Raw genomic sequence first — 14,628 nt, 5'->3', positions numbered from 1 at the left:
GTGGCTAATGAAACGTGCGGGGACTGCCAAGCCAGTCTAGGAGCACCCCTCACCCCGGTCTGTGCGCCGGACCACGCTGTACGCCGTTGCTCAGAAGCGATTCCAGTTGTTGCGACGGTGTTCGCTGGCTTCTTTCATCAGCTCGCCGGCGCGGCGCTCGTCCCTGGCGGACAGGGCGTCACCCAGCTGCACGGTCATCGCCAGTTCCTGCAGCGCCGGCGGATATTCGTGCTCGGCCGCTTCTTCCAGCCAGCTGCGGGCCTTGACGGTATCCTGCGCCACGCCGTCGCCTTCGCGGTAGATGTTGGAGAGCAGGAACATCGCATGCGCATTACCCAACTCCGCCGCCTGCGTCAACAGGCGCGCCGCCCGTGCCGTATCGCGCGGCACGCCGTTGCCGTTCCTGACCATCAGTCCCAGCGCCAGCGCCGCCCTGGCGTGCTGGTGCTGCGCAGCCAGCGCGTACCACGGCGCTGCCGCCGCGGGTGCGGCCGGCACGCCCAGCACGCCGATCCGCAGCATTTCGCCCAGCTGGAAGGCGGCTTCGACATCGCCCCCTCGTGCCGCCTGCTCAAACAGCTTGAGCGCGTCGGCGCGTTGCTCGGGACGCGACTGGTAGAGTATCGCCAGTTCGCGCTGCGCCACCGGCAGGTTCTGCTCCGACCAGGCGATCAGCTTGCGCTCGGCGTGCGCGTCCGCTTCCTGCTTGGCCTTCATGCCGGTGACTTCGATTTGCGCCGAGGTCGGTTTTTCCTGCTGCATCTGGCAGCCGAACAGCAAAACCGAACTCAGCAACGCTGCGGTCAGGGTACGCATGGTAGTCCTCAGCTTATTTGCTCAAGTCGATGGTGTACTTGGCGAAGCCGCTGGCGTCCAGGCCGCCTTCAGCCGTCACCGCCGTCAGGCCGCTGCCCTTGGCGACCGCCAGGTGGCCCGGCGCCGAGCGCAGGATCACCGGACCGGCGGTGGCCACCTTGACGAAGCTCCAGCTGCGCGCGCTGCCGTTGCCGGTCAGCGTGACCTTGCCGGTGGCCGCACCTTGCGCCGTCAGGTAGTTGCTGACCACGGTCTGGTTGGCGTCCGGCGACTTGATGATGGTTTTGCTGCCGTCGATGCCCGGCACTGCGCCACCGCCGCCTGCGCGGTAGTCGTTGGTGGCGACGATGAAGTCGTCGCCATCGGCCACGGCCTTGCCCAGGTAGGTCAGGTTGACGATGCGGCTGCCGGCTGGCTTGGTGACGTCGATCTGGTAGGTCAGCGCGTTGTTCTCGGCGTAGAACACGTCGTAGTTGTAAATGGTGCTGTAGCTTGGCACCAGATCCTGCTCGGCAGTCTTGGCCGGATCGATCTGGCCGAACTGCTTGGCGGCGGTTTCCAGCCAGGCCTTCAGGTCGGAACCCTTGATCTTGACCGCTTGCAGGTTGTTGTTCGAGTACAGGTACAGGTCGCCCGGATTACGCACCTGCAGGCCGATCGGCGCAGCCGACGAGGCGCCCGGCGCCACATCGGTAAAGTCCGAAGGACCGTTGCGGCCGGCCTTGAACGGCGCGCTGCACGAAATCACCGGGATGTTCTTGTAGCTGGCCAGCGTGGCGTCGGTGCTGGTGGCGATGAAATTCTTCACGTATGCCAGCTGTGCCTGGTTGACCAGCTGGATCGCGCTGACGTCGCCGGCCAGCGAGAAGTACGAGGACATCTCGAAGTCGGTGGTCACGCCCAGCGGCTGCTTGGCGTAGGCGATGGTGGCGGCGTGCTCGGTGGCCACCAGCGGCGCGACGCTGCTGTCGGCGGCGATATTGGTGGCGCCGTCGGTGTACTTGAAGCCGCGCGATTCCACCGTGGTCTTGGTTGGCTGCACCACCCATTTGCCGCCGGTGTAGGCCAGGGTCAGCTTGATGATGCCCAGGCGGCGGCCCCAGCTTTGCGCCATGACGGTCGGCACACCGTTGACGAAGCCGTTGACGGCGTCGATGTTGGCGCTGGCCGGGAACGCGGCGAACGCCGGGTCCAGTGCCGCCGCGCCGGTCTCCTTACCTTTCGGGAAGATCAGGTGCGAGTGGCCGATCAGCAGCGCGTCGATGCCGGTGCTGGTCAGGTGGTAGGAGCCGTTTTCCATTTTCGGGCTGTAGGCGCTTGGGTCGAGGCCGCCGTGCGACAGCGCCACCACCAGATCGGCGCCTTTGCTGCGCAGTTCCGGCACGTATTGCTTGGCGGCTTCCTGCACACCGGTGATGGCGACTTTGCCGGCCAGGTTTTTCTGGTCCCACTCGAGGATCTGCGGCGGCACGAAGCTCATGATGCCGATGTTCATTTTCACGTCCAGCTTGCTGCCGTCCGGCTTGGTGGCCGAGAAAGTGCGCGGCAGCAGCGTGTACGGCTGGACGATCGGCTTGCCGCTGGCCACGCCGGTGACGTTGGTCAGCACCAGCGGGAAGGCTGGCGCGCCGCAGGTGCCGCTCGGCTTGGTCACGCCTGGAATGCCGAAGTCGGTATTGGTGACTTGGCTCAGGAATGGCAGGCCGTAATTGAATTCGTGGTTGCCAAAGCCGCCGCCGTCGAACTTCATGGCGTTCATGACTTTGTGCACGGCCAGCGTGTCGGTGCAGGCGATCGGCTTGGTGACGGCTTGCAGGTCGCCCAGCAGCGTGCCCTGGATGGTATCGCCATCGTCCAGCAGGACGTTGTTCGGATTCTCGCTGCGCGCGGCCTTGACCAGCGACGACGTGCGCTCCAGGCCGAGGCTGGTGTCCTCGGCCAGCGAGTAGTAGTTGTAGCTCATCACGTTGGCGTGGATGTCGGTGGTTTCCAACAGTGCCACGGTGACGGTGGTGCCTTCCGGGATCGCCGGCGCGGCGGGTGGGGTTACTGCAACAGGACTGTTATCGCCGCCGCATGCTACCAGGCCGGCTGCCGTCATGGCAGCCAGCATCACCAGATTTAATTTCATCACTACCTCGAAGGGGAAAATTCAAGGTTGCGACTTTAGCTATCTATCGTGACAACGATATGACATGGCGCAATCAATATGCCCAGTACGGTCCGGCCTTGCCGGCCACGGTATTGTTTTCCATCACCACGAACACGCGGCGGCCGTAGAAGAACGGTAGCCCCCAGTCGAAATAGTTGCTGGAGGCGCCGCTGCTGCCGACCGTGCCGCCGACCTGCGCCGCGTTGATGGTCGACGCCAGGTTGACCAGATTGACCACGTTGAAGTTGACCGCGCCGCTGGCGCTGCCGTCGGAAGCGGTGTTGGTGGCGCTCAGCGACAGCGTCGAGGCCGGGCAGTAGAAGTCGCCGCCCGAGCATTGGCGGATGCTGCTGTCGGTGAAAAAGTAGCCGTTCGAGCCGCTGTCGATGAAGCTGGCGCTGTAGGCCTTGCCATTGTAGGTGGTGGTGAAGTCGCCGCTGCTGTTGGCCTTGAAGATGGTCTCGCCGGCGATGGTGTTGTTGCTTTGCGTGTTGACGCCGAAGACCAGCGTACCGCTGACCGAGGTCAGGCCGGCGGTGCCGACGCTGGGCATGGTGATCAGCAGGCCGTTGTTGTTGACGGCGAATGAGGATACCGGATTGGTGATCTGCTTGGCCAGCGGCATGGCGCTGGCGCTGCAACTGCCGCTGGCGCAGGCGTAGTAGACGCCGCTGATGGCGGCGTTGGCGCACGAGCTGCCGCAATCCTGCTTGAACATGCCGACGCCGAGGATCCCCTTGGCGCCGAGCGCCGACAGCGTACCCATATTGCTGCCGGCGCTGCTGCAACTGGACGGTGTGCTGGTGTAGCTGCTGCCGGTGTCGCCGATGACCTGGATCGAGATGGCGGACGCCACTTCATCGGCCATCTTGACGTCGGCCTGGCGCACCGCGCCCCACGTGTAGCCGCTGATGAACTTGCCGCATTCGCCGGCGTCGGCGCCGCTGGCGGTGCTGACGGCCGGCAGCGCCAATGTCGAACTGAGCTGGCCGGCCAGCAGGCGCAGGCCGTAGGAGCCGGTATCCAGCAGCACGTGGTCGATGGTCTGGCAGGTGGTGGTGCCGGGACGGCAGACGGTGACGCTGACATACGGCACATTGATCACGCCGCTGACGCCGCTCGGGCCACTGTCGACCAGGATGGCGGTGCTGTTGCTGAGCGCTGCCGTGACGCTGAGCGCGGTGCTGGCGTCGGCGCTGCCGCCGTCGCCGCTGCAGGTCATGCTGTAGGTGAAGCTGCCGACTGCGGTCGGTGTGATCGTCATGGAACCGGAGGTGGCTTTGCTGCCGCTCCAGGCGCCGCTGGCGGTGCAACTGGTGGCGTTGGCCGACGACCAGCTGAGCGTGGTGCTCTGCGCAGTGGTGATATTGGCCGGCGCCAGCGTCAGGCTGACGGTGGGCGAGGGCGGCGGCGTGGCCACGGTCACCACGGCGGTGTTGCTGACGCTGCCGCAAGTCAGCGTGTAATTAGCGGTGCCGGCCGCGCCGGCGGTGACGGTCTGGGTGCCGCTGGTGGCCAGCGTGCCGCTCCAGGCGCCGGAGGCGGTGCAGTTGCTGCCGGTCGGGTTGGCGACGCTCCAGGTGAGCGTGACGACCTGGCCGGTGGTGGTGGCGGTGGGCGAGGCGCTGATGCTGACGACCGGCGTGGCCGCAGCCATCGATTCGGTGGTGCTGGTGGTGGCTGCGGTGGAAGAGGAACTGCCACCGCCGCCGCACGCAGCTAGCGCCAGGCACAGCAAGGCGCCCGCCAGATGAGATACTTTCATGCAGACTCCCTTATTCTATGGTGGTGGTATCGAAGCCGGCCGGCAGCGCGCTGGGAATCCAGGCCTGGCCGGCATACGCGCGCATGTGGCCGCTGGAGACGATGACCACGTCGGACTGGTCGACCGCCAGTTGCGAATGTCCCGCCTTGGGACGCTTGGCGGCGTTGCTGGTCATGACGGTGAATTTATCGCCGAGCAGCGTGCGCAGGTCTGGCAATGTCGGGCCGGTCCAGCTGACGGCAAATACCACGCCGCTGGCGTCGGTGTATTCGCGCACGACGGTGCCGCTGTCGAGCGTGCTCTGGCTGATGGTGTAGACCGCCGCGGTGGTGCTGCTGGTGCTGGTGGCCGCCAGGCTGCGGGCCGCCAAGCGGGTCTGGGTGGTAGTGCCGCCGAATTCGGACGGGGTGCTGCCCAGTGCTGCCCAGGCGAGTGCGCCTTGTAGCATGGACAGGAATAACATCAGGGTGAGTGCGCGGCGCATAGACGCTCCATTGCCGAAAATAAAGACAATGCTAGTCTAGAACGGTCGCGCGTTCAGTTAGGTTAGCGATATGTAATAAAACGTTACATGCGCGGCGCGGCAGCCGCAGGAGCAACCGGCACCGGCTGAGTGTAGATCACCACCGGCGGCAGAGGCGCCGGCGGCGGCGTTTTGGGCACCGCATTGTTGAGCACGAAGGTCATGACGACGATGCCGGTGCCACTCATGACAATCGCTGTGCCGACGATCCACTTGATGATGTCGGCAAAGCCCTTGTGCATTTCGGCCCGTAAGGCTTCGAGGTCGGACTTAGTGGCGCACTGGTCCAGGCGCGTCTCTATTTTCACCAGCCTTTGCTTGGTGTCTATAGCGAATTCTTCCAGCTTAACCAATCTTTCCTTGGCGTCGGCTGCGAATTCTTCGAGTTTTGCGATCCTGGTTTCCATACCAGGATCGTATTCCGCGTCATTGGCGCCGTCAAACGCGCACCATTGAGCCAGCTCAGAACTTCACGTAGAGCCTGCCGAAGTAGGACGCCCCATTCAGGCCGAACTGTACCGACTCGTACTTGAAGCCATTGTCGGTCTCATCCGGATTCTGCGTGGTCGGGTGCACGTTGAAGATGTTGTTGCCGCCAAACGTGAACTTCATGTTCTTGTTGATGGTGTACGTGAAGCTCAGGTCGGCCGAGGCCTTGGCGTCGTAATGCTGGTTGGCTACGCCAGCGGCGGTGCCGCTGTAGGTGCCCAGCGTCTGCGGGCCGAAGTAGATCAGCTTGAGATCGGTTTCCCAGGCGCTGTGCACGTAGTCGAAGCCCAGCGTCGCTTTGGAACGCGGCGCGCCCTGCTCGATGTAGAGGCGTTCCTTCTCCGACAGCAGCACATCTTCATAGCCCTTCAGCGAGGCTGGCGCGTGGATGCCGGTCACTTCCGTCTTGCTGACGTTGAGCGCCAGGAAGGTGGTCAGCTTGTCAGCGCCAAAGGTGGCCTTGTGCGAGGCGGTCAGGTCCAGGCCCTTGGTCTTGGTGTCGACCGAGTTGACGAAGAACTGCGCCTGGCCCACGCCCAAGGTCGCCAGCTTGCTCGCCAGGTCCGGATAGTTGCTGTCGTCAAAGCGGCCGGACAGCACGATGCGATCCTTGATCTTGATCTGGTACAGGTCGGCGGTGACGGACACGGCTTGCGTCGGCGTCCAGGTCGAGCCCAGCGTGAAGCTGGTGGATTTCTCTTCCTTCAGCTTGGGAATGCCGGCCAGGTTGGTGACCGCGCTATTGTTCGGCGCCAGCACCACATCGGTCGGCACGCCGCCGATGAAGTCGGTGAAGGTAGACGAAAAATACATCTGCTGCAACGACGGCGCGCGGAAGCCGGTCGAAGCCGAACCGCGCAACAGCACGGTTGGCGCCACGCGCCAGCTGCCGGCCAGCTTGCCGGTGGTGGTCGAGCCGAAGTCGCTGTACTTCTCATAACGCACCGCACCCTGCGCCTTGACGGTGTCGGTCAGGTCCGCTTCCAGATCGAGGTAGGCGGCGACGTTGTGACGGTTGGCGTCGACCTGGTCGGCTGGCTGGAAGCCGGGGAAGCCCTGGCTGCCGGCCGCGCCGCCGATGCCGACGCCGTCGGCGTCGATGTACGAGCCGGTTTCACCGGCGTAGATCTTGTAGTTCTCGTGACGGTACTCGGCGCCGAAGGCGACGTTCAGGCCACGGCCCATCACGCCTTCAAAGTAGCGGTTGAAGTCGAGGTTGGTGGTCAGCTGCTCGAACGAGAAACCGCCGGCGTTGAAGCTGGTCGGGCTGATGCCCTTGCCGCCGGCCAGCAAATCCTTGTTGGCGATCGACGCATTCAGCGTGTTGCTGATGTCGTAGATCATTTTGTTGTAGCCGTAGGTCTGCGACAGGTCCATATTCCATTCGCCCACCTGGTTGCGGTGGCCGATGGTGGCGTAGCGGTCGTCGATGGTGGCGTTGATGAACGGCACGAAACCGTTCGGGTACATGGCGGCCGAGTTGCGCGACGGGATGTCGTCGCTGTCGATGCCGCCGCGCGCCCAGGCGCCGGACGAAGCGTCGCGGGTTTGCGCGCCGGCGGTCAGGTACAGGCGGCCGGTACCGACAGTTGGCAGTTCGCCATTCAGGTACAGGGTCTGATTCTTGGTCTTGCTATCGCCGATGGTGCGCGGGTTGCCGTCTTCGGCGCGGTTGGAGCGGCCACGGTCGAGGTATTCTCCGGTGATGCCGAGCACGCCGCCGTTGCCGATGTCGACGCCGCAGTAGGCCGAGGCCAGGTAATTCTTGCCGTCGCGGCGCGAGTATTCGCTGAAGCCGGCGACCGCTTCGCAGCCCTTGGATTTCTTCAGGCCGATGTCCAGCACGCCCGCGATGGCGTCGGATCCGTACTGGGCGGCAGCGCCGTCACGCAGCACTTGCACGTCCTTGATGGCCAGCATCGGAATGGCGTTCATGTCGGTGCCGGTGTTGCCGCGGTTGCGCGCGCCAAACAGGTTGACCAGCGCAGTGGTGTGGCGGCGCTTGCCGTTGACCAGCACCAGCGTCTGGTCCGAACCGAGGCCGCGCAGCGCGGCGGAGTCGACCAGGTCGGCGCCGTCGGAACCGGTCTGGCGGGTCGAGTTGAACGATGGGGAAATATAGGTCAGCGTCTGCGCCAGGTCGAACTGGCCGCCCGATTCGGTGATTTTGCTCAGCGGAATGACATCGACCGGTACCACAGTATCAGTGGCCGAGCTGGTGGCGCGGCGCGATCCGATCACGCTGACCGATTGCATCGAGGTATCAGTTTGCGCAAAAGTAAGCGGGGTGACTGCGACCGCGCTGGCGCCGTACAGTGCGACCAAGACGGCTTTGCGTAGGGTTTTTGTTTTGAACACGTGTCATCTCCCATGAAAAATTTGATTCTATGCAAATATTTCATATGGATAGACGATTTTGTATCACTTTGATGCGCAAACATTATTTTGTGTTGTATGCACGCGCCACTAGCGTGTTCACCCTACGTAGCACTACGCAAATTCGGTTTTTCCACCGATTAAAATACTTTCATCGAGGAACTCTGCGCGCAGCTGGCAGGGCGTGCCGAGGTTAGCGCCCTGGTAGACCGTGACGCTGCTTTTCAGCAACACGGAGAGCGCGCCGGCTGCCACGCCGGTGGCGCCGTCTTCTGCCTCCGGATTAAGATGGTTGAAACTGCGGCCTTCCAGCGCGCCGTCCGGGCGGCGGCACCAGGCGTAGGCGCCGCTGACGCCGTGCTGCTTGCCCCAGTCGGCGATGCCTTGCAGGTCAGGCGTCAGCGCTTGCAGCGTAGCGCTGTCGGCCACTTCCAGCAGCAACTTGGGGCTGCCGACCGAGGCGATTGCCGGCGGCGAGGCCAGCTGAATGCCGGGCGCGGCCAGTAACTGCTGCGCCAGCTCGTCGGATAGGTTCACTTGCGGTGCTGGTTGCGGCGACAACTGCAGGAAAACTTCGTCATCGTGCAGAATCAGCGTCAGCGGCTGGCCATGCATGGCGGAGCGCACTTCCAGTCTGGGACGTTCCGCCGATAGCAGCACGCGCGCCGCCGCCAGCGTGGCGTGCGAACACAGCGGGCTGCGCATGTGGGGATAGAAAAAGTCCAGCACGATGCCGCCATCGGCCGCCGTATCGATAAACACGCAAGCCGGCTTGTTGCGTTCTCTGGCGAACTGCTGGCGCTGCTCAGCGCTGGAATGATCGTGCTGGACTACCAGCGCCGCATTGCCGCCGCCCGGCGCAACGCCAAAACAAAGCAATTCGCATACTTGTGAATATTGCATTCTGAGTCTCCGTATCTGCGTTTCATCGCATTCTCCGCGCTTGGTGGCACGCAGTCTGGAAAAATGCAATTTTCGTCAGGGAAGGGCATTATGACAAAGCGTATCGCGCTGTGCTGGGCAGGCCTGCTGTTTGCCGGACCGCTGATGGCGGCTACCATCACCACTCAACTGATCGATGGCCGCAAGGTGGAACTGGTGGCGGTGAAAAATCCGGCAGCCTTGGCCACGGTGGTCTTTGAAAACGGCTCACGCGCTACGGTGGATAAATGGGACAAGGTCATCGACGGCATCGCGTTGCAGGCCTCGGTGTTTGCCTACAACCGTCCCGGCTACGGTGACAGCACGGCCACCGACACGCCGCGCGACGGCCTGACCATCGTCGAAGAACTGCGCCGCAACCTTCAGCATGAAGGCCTGAGGCCGCCGTACATCCTGGTCGGCCACTCGCTGGGTGGCTTGTACATGCAGCTGTTCGCCAAACGCCATCCCGACGAAGTGGCCGGCATCGTGCTGGTCGACGCGCTCTATCCGCATGTGATCAAGAAGCCGGAAGACTTTCCGCTGCTGACGCGTGCCGGCGAGTGGCTGTTTTTCTCCAGCACCGTGCGCAAAGAAATCGGCAGTATTTACCAGACAGGTGAGCAGGTGCTAGTCCAAGGCAATATCGACGACAAGCCGATGATCCGCCTGGTCAACCAGCCCAAAGGCGCAACCGCCGTGCCGGTCGATTTCGGCGTCGTCAACAGCGATCCGCAAACCATCGCCGCAGTGCGCGCCATGTATCCGCAAGCAAAAACCATCGTGGTGGATTCCGACCACCAGATGCAAACCGCCTCGCCCCAAGTCATCATCGACGCCATCCAACAACTTCTCGCCATACTGCGTAGATAACTTTCTGCGCAAAATCAAAAAGAAGCGTCCCAATCTGGCGACCATCGTGGTGGCAGACAGATGAAATGGGACTCATATGAACCGCGATCCTGCTGTTGATTTTTTACTGGACTTTAACGGCGCAATCCTGGAGCAGGAGAATGGATATTGGATTGGGATTGAAGCCAGATTGGTCGAAGCATCAAGCGCAATCCCGCACGGTATCCGATATTCGCTGACGTTGCATGACCCATTTGATAAGCGTATTCTCGGTTATGACAATGCCCACGCCATCAAACAGCCTAAGAAGTTCAAGCACGCAGGACATAGTCTCGCTTTTGATCACAAACATCGGCACCCGTCGGATCATGGCGTGCCTTATGCATTTACGAATGCCCAGCAACTGCTCAATGATTTTTGGGTGGACGTTAATCGGCTATTGCGGGAGGTATAGAGTTAATGGAACCGTTGCCTATTGGTGTGATGTCGCCGGAACGCATACGACAGCGGATGCAGGCGATTGCCGGAGGTACATACAAACCTCCGCCAGGGGAGCCGAGAATATGGTTTGCCTCGATGACGTCCTTGGCTGAAGTGTTGAGCGATGAAAACCGTGAATTGCTGCGGATTATCGCTGACACCAAACCCGTCTCGCTTGCTGCTTTGGCCAAAACGACAGGTCGAGAAACGGAGGCGCTGTCTCGTGCCTTGAAAAGCCTTTCCCGATGTGGCATCGTCGAATTAAAACGAAGACGCAACCAGGTACGTCCTGTTGTCAAAGCAGTAGAGTTTCGAATCGTCGCTCCTTGAACAATGGCGTAAAAAGCGTGTGCTATACTGTATAAAAACACAGTATCCATATGAATTCGCCCCCCTTGCGACTGCCGGCCTATGCCGAGCTGTTCTGTCTGTCCAATTTCTCGTTTCTGCAAGGCGCTTCGCATGCCGAGGAGCTGGTTGCGCGCGCCGTGCAGCTGGATTACGCGGCGCTGGCGATTACCGATGAATGCTCGCTGGCGGGCGTAGTGCGTGCTCACGCCGAAGCCAAGGAGGCGGATTTTCCGCTGATTATTGGCAGCTATTTCCGGCTGACCCATCCGGATGGCACGCCAGCGCTGTCGTTGGTTGCGTTGGCAAAAAGTAAAGATGGCTACGGTAATCTGTGCGAGCTGATTACGATAGCCCGCAACCGCGTGGCCAAGGGCAGCTATCTGCTGACGCCTGCCGACCTGACGTCGCCGCCGCCAGCGTTTGCGCATCTGAAAGGGTTGCCGGACTGTTTGCTGATCCTGCTGCCGGAATACCCGGTGCATCGGCCGGACGACGTGGACCGCTTGCACGCGCAGGCAGCGTGGATGGAAGCGACCTTTCCGGGCCGCACCTGGATGGGACTGAATCTGCTGCTGCGCTCGTTTGACGAGGCGCACCGGCTCAGTATTGCCGAGGTTGCGTCGCAGCATCAGATGGCGGTGGTGGCGGTGGGACAGGTCTGCATGCACGTGCGTTCGCGCAAGCCGTTGCAAGACACGCTGACGGCGATCCGGGTCGGCAAGCCGGTGGGCGAGTGCGGCTACGCGCTGGCGCAGAACGCCGAACAGCATCTGCGCGCCCGCGTGCAACTGGCCAATCTGTATCCGCAGGCGGCCTTGGCGGAGACGCTGGAGATCGCCGGGCAGTGCACCTTCAATCTTAGCGAACTGCGCTACGAGTATCCGCACGAACTGATTCCGCCCGGCCACACGCCGGCCAGCTATCTACGCCAGGAGGTCTACGCCGGCACGTTGCGGCGCTGGGCCGATGGTCCTTCCGACAAGGTGCGCGCGCAAATCGAGAAGGAGCTGGAACTGATTGCCGAGTTGCGATACGAGCCGTATTTTCTGACCGTGTTCGACATCGTCCGCTTCGCCCGCTCGCAGGGCATTCTCTGCCAGGGAAGGGGCTCGGCCGCCAACTCGGTGGTGTGTTACTGCCTCGGCGTGACCGAAGTCGATCCCGAGCGCAGCAATATGCTGACCGGGCGCTTCATTTCGAAAGAGCGCAACGAGCCGCCGGATATCGATGTCGATTTCGAGCACCAGCGGCGCGAGGAGGTGATCCAGTACATCTACCAAAAATACGGTCACGACCGGGCGGCGCTGGCGGCGGTGGTGATCAGCTACCGTCCCAAGAGCGCGTTACGCGACAGCGGCAAGGCGCTGGGCGTGGACCTGGCGATCGTCGAAAAAGTCTGCAAGTCGCAACGCTGGTTCGACAGCCGTCACGATCTGGTGCAACGGTTGGCTGAGTGCGGACTGGACCCGGAATCGCAACTGGCGCAGCAGTGGGCCGCGCTGGCGTTTACGCTGCTGAGTTTTCCGCGCCATCTGTCGCAGCATCCGGGCGGCTTCGTCATCTCGCACGAGAAGCTGACGCGGCTGGTGCCGATCGAAAAAGCCACCATGGAAAACCGCTACGTCATCCAGTGGGACAAGGATGACCTGGAGGAGCTGGGGCTGATGAAGGTGGATGTGCTGGCGCTCGGCATGTTGTCGGCGCTGCGCCGCACACTGGATCTGCTGAGCGCGCAGCGTGGCCAGCCGTTCCGCATGCAGGATATTCCCGCCGAGGACCGCGACACCTACGACATGATCTGCGAGGCCGATACCATCGGCGTGTTCCAGATCGAATCGCGCGCGCAGATGAGCATGCTGCCGCGCCTGCGGCCGAAGACGTTTTACGATCTGGTGATCGAAGTCGCCATCGTGCGGCCGGGGCCGATACAGGGCGGCATGGTACATCCGTATTTACAGCGGCGCATGAATCGGAAGCTGGTGGTGTATCCGCCCAAGCTGGAGGACGCGCTGGGCCGCACGCTGGGCGTGCCGATCTTCCAGGAGCAGGTGATGCAGATCGCCCAGATCGCCGCCGGCTTCACCGAGGGGCAGGCCGACCAGCTGCGCCGCGCCATGGCGGCCTGGAAGCGTAAGGGCGGCGTCGACAAGTACGAGCAGCAGATCAAGGACGGCATGCGCGAGCGCGGCTATGACGACGATTTCGCCGACGGCATCTGCAAGCAAATCCAGGGCTTCGGCGAATACGGTTTCCCGGAATCGCACTCGGCCAGCTTTGCGCTGCTGAGCTACGCCAGTTCCTGGCTCAAATGCCACGAACCGTCGGCGTTTCTGTGCGCGTTGCTGAACAGCCAGCCGATGGGCTTCTACAGCCCGTCGCAACTGGTGCAGGACGCCAAGCGGCATGGCGTGGTGGTGCGCGAGATTGATGTCACCATCAGCGGCTGGGAGTCGTCGCTGGAGGAAGCGGCCGGCCCGCGCGGGCAGCCGGCGGTGCGGCTCGGCCTCAACATGCTCAAGGGCATGCGCGAGGACACTGCGCTGCGCATCGAAGCCACACGCGCCGCCGGACCGTTCGCCAGCGTGGCCGATCTGGCGCGGCGGGCCGACCTTGATCGCCATGCGCTGCAAGTGCTGGCCGGTGGGGATGCGCTGAGCCGGCTGTCCGGCCATCGGCGCCAGGCCCTGTGGCAAGCGGTCGGCGCGGTGCCGGACAAGGATTTGCTGCGTCCCACCATGCCTGACGAGGAAACGCCGGCGCTGCCGGCGCCCAGCGAGGGCGAGGACATCCTCGGCGATTACCGCTCGCACGGCCTGACGCTGCGCCGCCATCCGGTGGCGCTGTTACGCGAAACGCTGCTGAAGCACCGCTTCATGCCGGCCGAAACGCTCAACACCTACACCAGCAACATGGTGGCGCGCGCCTGCGGCATGGTCACGGTGCGGCAACGTCCCGGCACCGCCAAGGGCGTGCTGTTCATGACTTTGGAAGATGAGACCGGCAGCGTCAACGTGATTATCTGGCCAACGCTATTGGAACAACAGCGGCGTGAAGTGCTCAGTGCGCCGCTGCTGGGAGTGTATGGAGTGTGGCAACAGGAGGGCATGGTGCGCCACCTGGTTGCCAAGCGGCTGGTCGACATGTCGCACCTGCTGGGCAGGCTGCCGACGACCAGCCGTGATTTTTGCTGACAACTCAGCGGTTTTTACGCCGCAAATGTACCGCCACCATGGATTCCTGTCCGTCGTCCCAACTGCTGAGCATGACGGGCATGCCACCCCGCAGCCGCTTTGGGCGGCCCAGGTAGTTGCGATACAGCCAATGACCGGCTACGCCGGCTATGCCGGCCAGCACCAGGATGGCGGCAAACATTAGCGCACCCCTGGACGGGTGTCCCCGCCGATGCCGTAGTAATTGTGCACCTGGCTGGCCCAGGTCTGGTTGGCCATGTCGGGCCAGCTGTCTTTGTCAAAGCCCGGCGCCGCCTCGATGCGTTCCTTGTCGAGGTTGAGCGTGAAGCGTTTGTTGACGGTGTCCAGCGTCAGCGCTTCCCATGGTACGGCGAACAGTTTTTCGCCGATGGTCAGCACGCCGCCGGACGACATCACCGCGTAGGCGATCTTACCGGTGCGCATGTCGAGCATGATTTCCTTGATCTCACCCAGATGCTCATTTTGCAGGTTGTGGACGTGGTCGCCGATCAGCGTGTCAGCGCCCATCAGTTCCGGGCCGGGGCCCTTATGGCCGTTGTCCACGTACATGCCATATTGATCACGATCTTCGTAGCTCATCATGAATCTCCTTTAAGTATTGAGCATTCATTTTGTTCTTTTTTGCAAGCCGGGTCTGTACGCTGATGCACATGGAAGATGAAGAATCGGGGGTTTTGGTGTATAATTTCAA

13 protein-coding genes are annotated in these 14,628 nt (G+C 62.5%); 4 read left to right on the top strand and 9 right to left on the bottom strand.

The annotated features are described in order from the left end of the window. Positions 1–90: 90 nt before the first annotated feature. The 7 genes from HH213_RS03785 to HH213_RS03755 all read right to left on the bottom strand — a co-directional run bounded on the left by HH213_RS03785 (position 91) and on the right by HH213_RS03755 (position 9,024). The gene (locus HH213_RS03785; RefSeq protein WP_169110886.1) at positions 91–816 is read right to left on the bottom strand and encodes a tetratricopeptide repeat protein; all 726 of its coding nucleotides are present in this window, start codon (positions 814–816) and stop codon (positions 91–93) included. A gap of 13 nt (positions 817–829) precedes the next feature. Then, complete coding sequence (locus HH213_RS03780; protein WP_169110884.1) at positions 830–2,947, bottom strand: bifunctional 2',3'-cyclic-nucleotide 2'-phosphodiesterase/3'-nucleotidase; 2,118 nt, start codon at positions 2,945–2,947, stop codon at positions 830–832. 73 nt (positions 2,948–3,020) lie between these two features. Continuing rightward, a complete protein-coding gene (locus HH213_RS03775) occupies positions 3,021–4,733 on the bottom strand; it encodes a DUF3443 family protein (RefSeq protein ID WP_169110882.1) in 1,713 nt (570 codons plus the stop codon). A gap of 10 nt (positions 4,734–4,743) precedes the next feature. Then, complete coding sequence (locus tag HH213_RS03770) at positions 4,744–5,217, bottom strand: DUF2844 domain-containing protein (protein WP_169110880.1); 474 nt, start codon at positions 5,215–5,217, stop codon at positions 4,744–4,746. 83 nt (positions 5,218–5,300) lie between these two features. After that, positions 5,301–5,663: a hypothetical protein gene (locus HH213_RS03765; protein WP_169110878.1), complete on the bottom strand. Its 363-nt coding sequence runs from the start codon at positions 5,661–5,663 to the stop codon at positions 5,301–5,303. Between the two features lie 55 nt (positions 5,664–5,718). After that, entirely contained in the window at positions 5,719–8,103 is a 2,385-nt protein-coding gene (locus HH213_RS03760; protein WP_169110876.1) for a TonB-dependent receptor plug domain-containing protein, read from the bottom strand. Between the two features lie 132 nt (positions 8,104–8,235). Next, the gene (locus HH213_RS03755; RefSeq protein WP_169110874.1) at positions 8,236–9,024 is read right to left on the bottom strand and encodes a PhzF family phenazine biosynthesis protein; all 789 of its coding nucleotides are present in this window, start codon (positions 9,022–9,024) and stop codon (positions 8,236–8,238) included. Positions 9,025–9,114: 90 nt separating this feature from the next. On the opposite strand from HH213_RS03755, the gene HH213_RS03750 reads away from it, so the two are divergent. From HH213_RS03750 to HH213_RS03735, 4 genes are all read left to right on the top strand, one after another. Then, positions 9,115–9,915, top strand: coding sequence for an alpha/beta fold hydrolase (locus HH213_RS03750; RefSeq protein ID WP_229263273.1), 801 nt, complete (start codon positions 9,115–9,117; stop codon positions 9,913–9,915). A gap of 76 nt (positions 9,916–9,991) precedes the next feature. Next, entirely contained in the window at positions 9,992–10,348 is a 357-nt protein-coding gene (locus tag HH213_RS03745) for a toxin-antitoxin system TumE family protein (protein WP_110844638.1), read from the top strand. 5 nt (positions 10,349–10,353) lie between these two features. Beyond that, on the top strand, positions 10,354–10,704 hold the full coding sequence (locus tag HH213_RS03740) for an HVO_A0114 family putative DNA-binding protein (RefSeq protein ID WP_169110870.1): 351 nt from the start codon (positions 10,354–10,356) through the stop codon (positions 10,702–10,704). Between the two features lie 50 nt (positions 10,705–10,754). After that, positions 10,755–13,916: an error-prone DNA polymerase gene (locus tag HH213_RS03735; protein ID WP_169110869.1), complete on the top strand. Its 3,162-nt coding sequence runs from the start codon at positions 10,755–10,757 to the stop codon at positions 13,914–13,916. 4 nt (positions 13,917–13,920) lie between these two features. Here HH213_RS03735 and HH213_RS03730 read toward each other — a convergent pair whose 3' ends face one another. Continuing rightward, the gene (locus HH213_RS03730; protein ID WP_158288018.1) at positions 13,921–14,097 is read right to left on the bottom strand and encodes a hypothetical protein; all 177 of its coding nucleotides are present in this window, start codon (positions 14,095–14,097) and stop codon (positions 13,921–13,923) included. Next, positions 14,097–14,516 (bottom strand): PRC-barrel domain-containing protein, encoded by a 420-nt coding sequence (locus HH213_RS03725; protein ID WP_110844635.1) that lies wholly within the window; start codon positions 14,514–14,516, stop codon positions 14,097–14,099. Before HH213_RS03725 ends, HH213_RS03730 begins: the two co-directional genes overlap by 1 nt. Positions 14,517–14,628 lie beyond the last annotated feature (112 nt).

It is taken from the genome of Duganella dendranthematis (assembly GCF_012849375.1).
In the GTDB taxonomy this organism is placed as follows: domain Bacteria; phylum Pseudomonadota; class Gammaproteobacteria; order Burkholderiales; family Burkholderiaceae_D; genus Rugamonas; species Rugamonas dendranthematis.
This window is presented reverse-complemented; position numbering and strand designations above follow the sequence as displayed.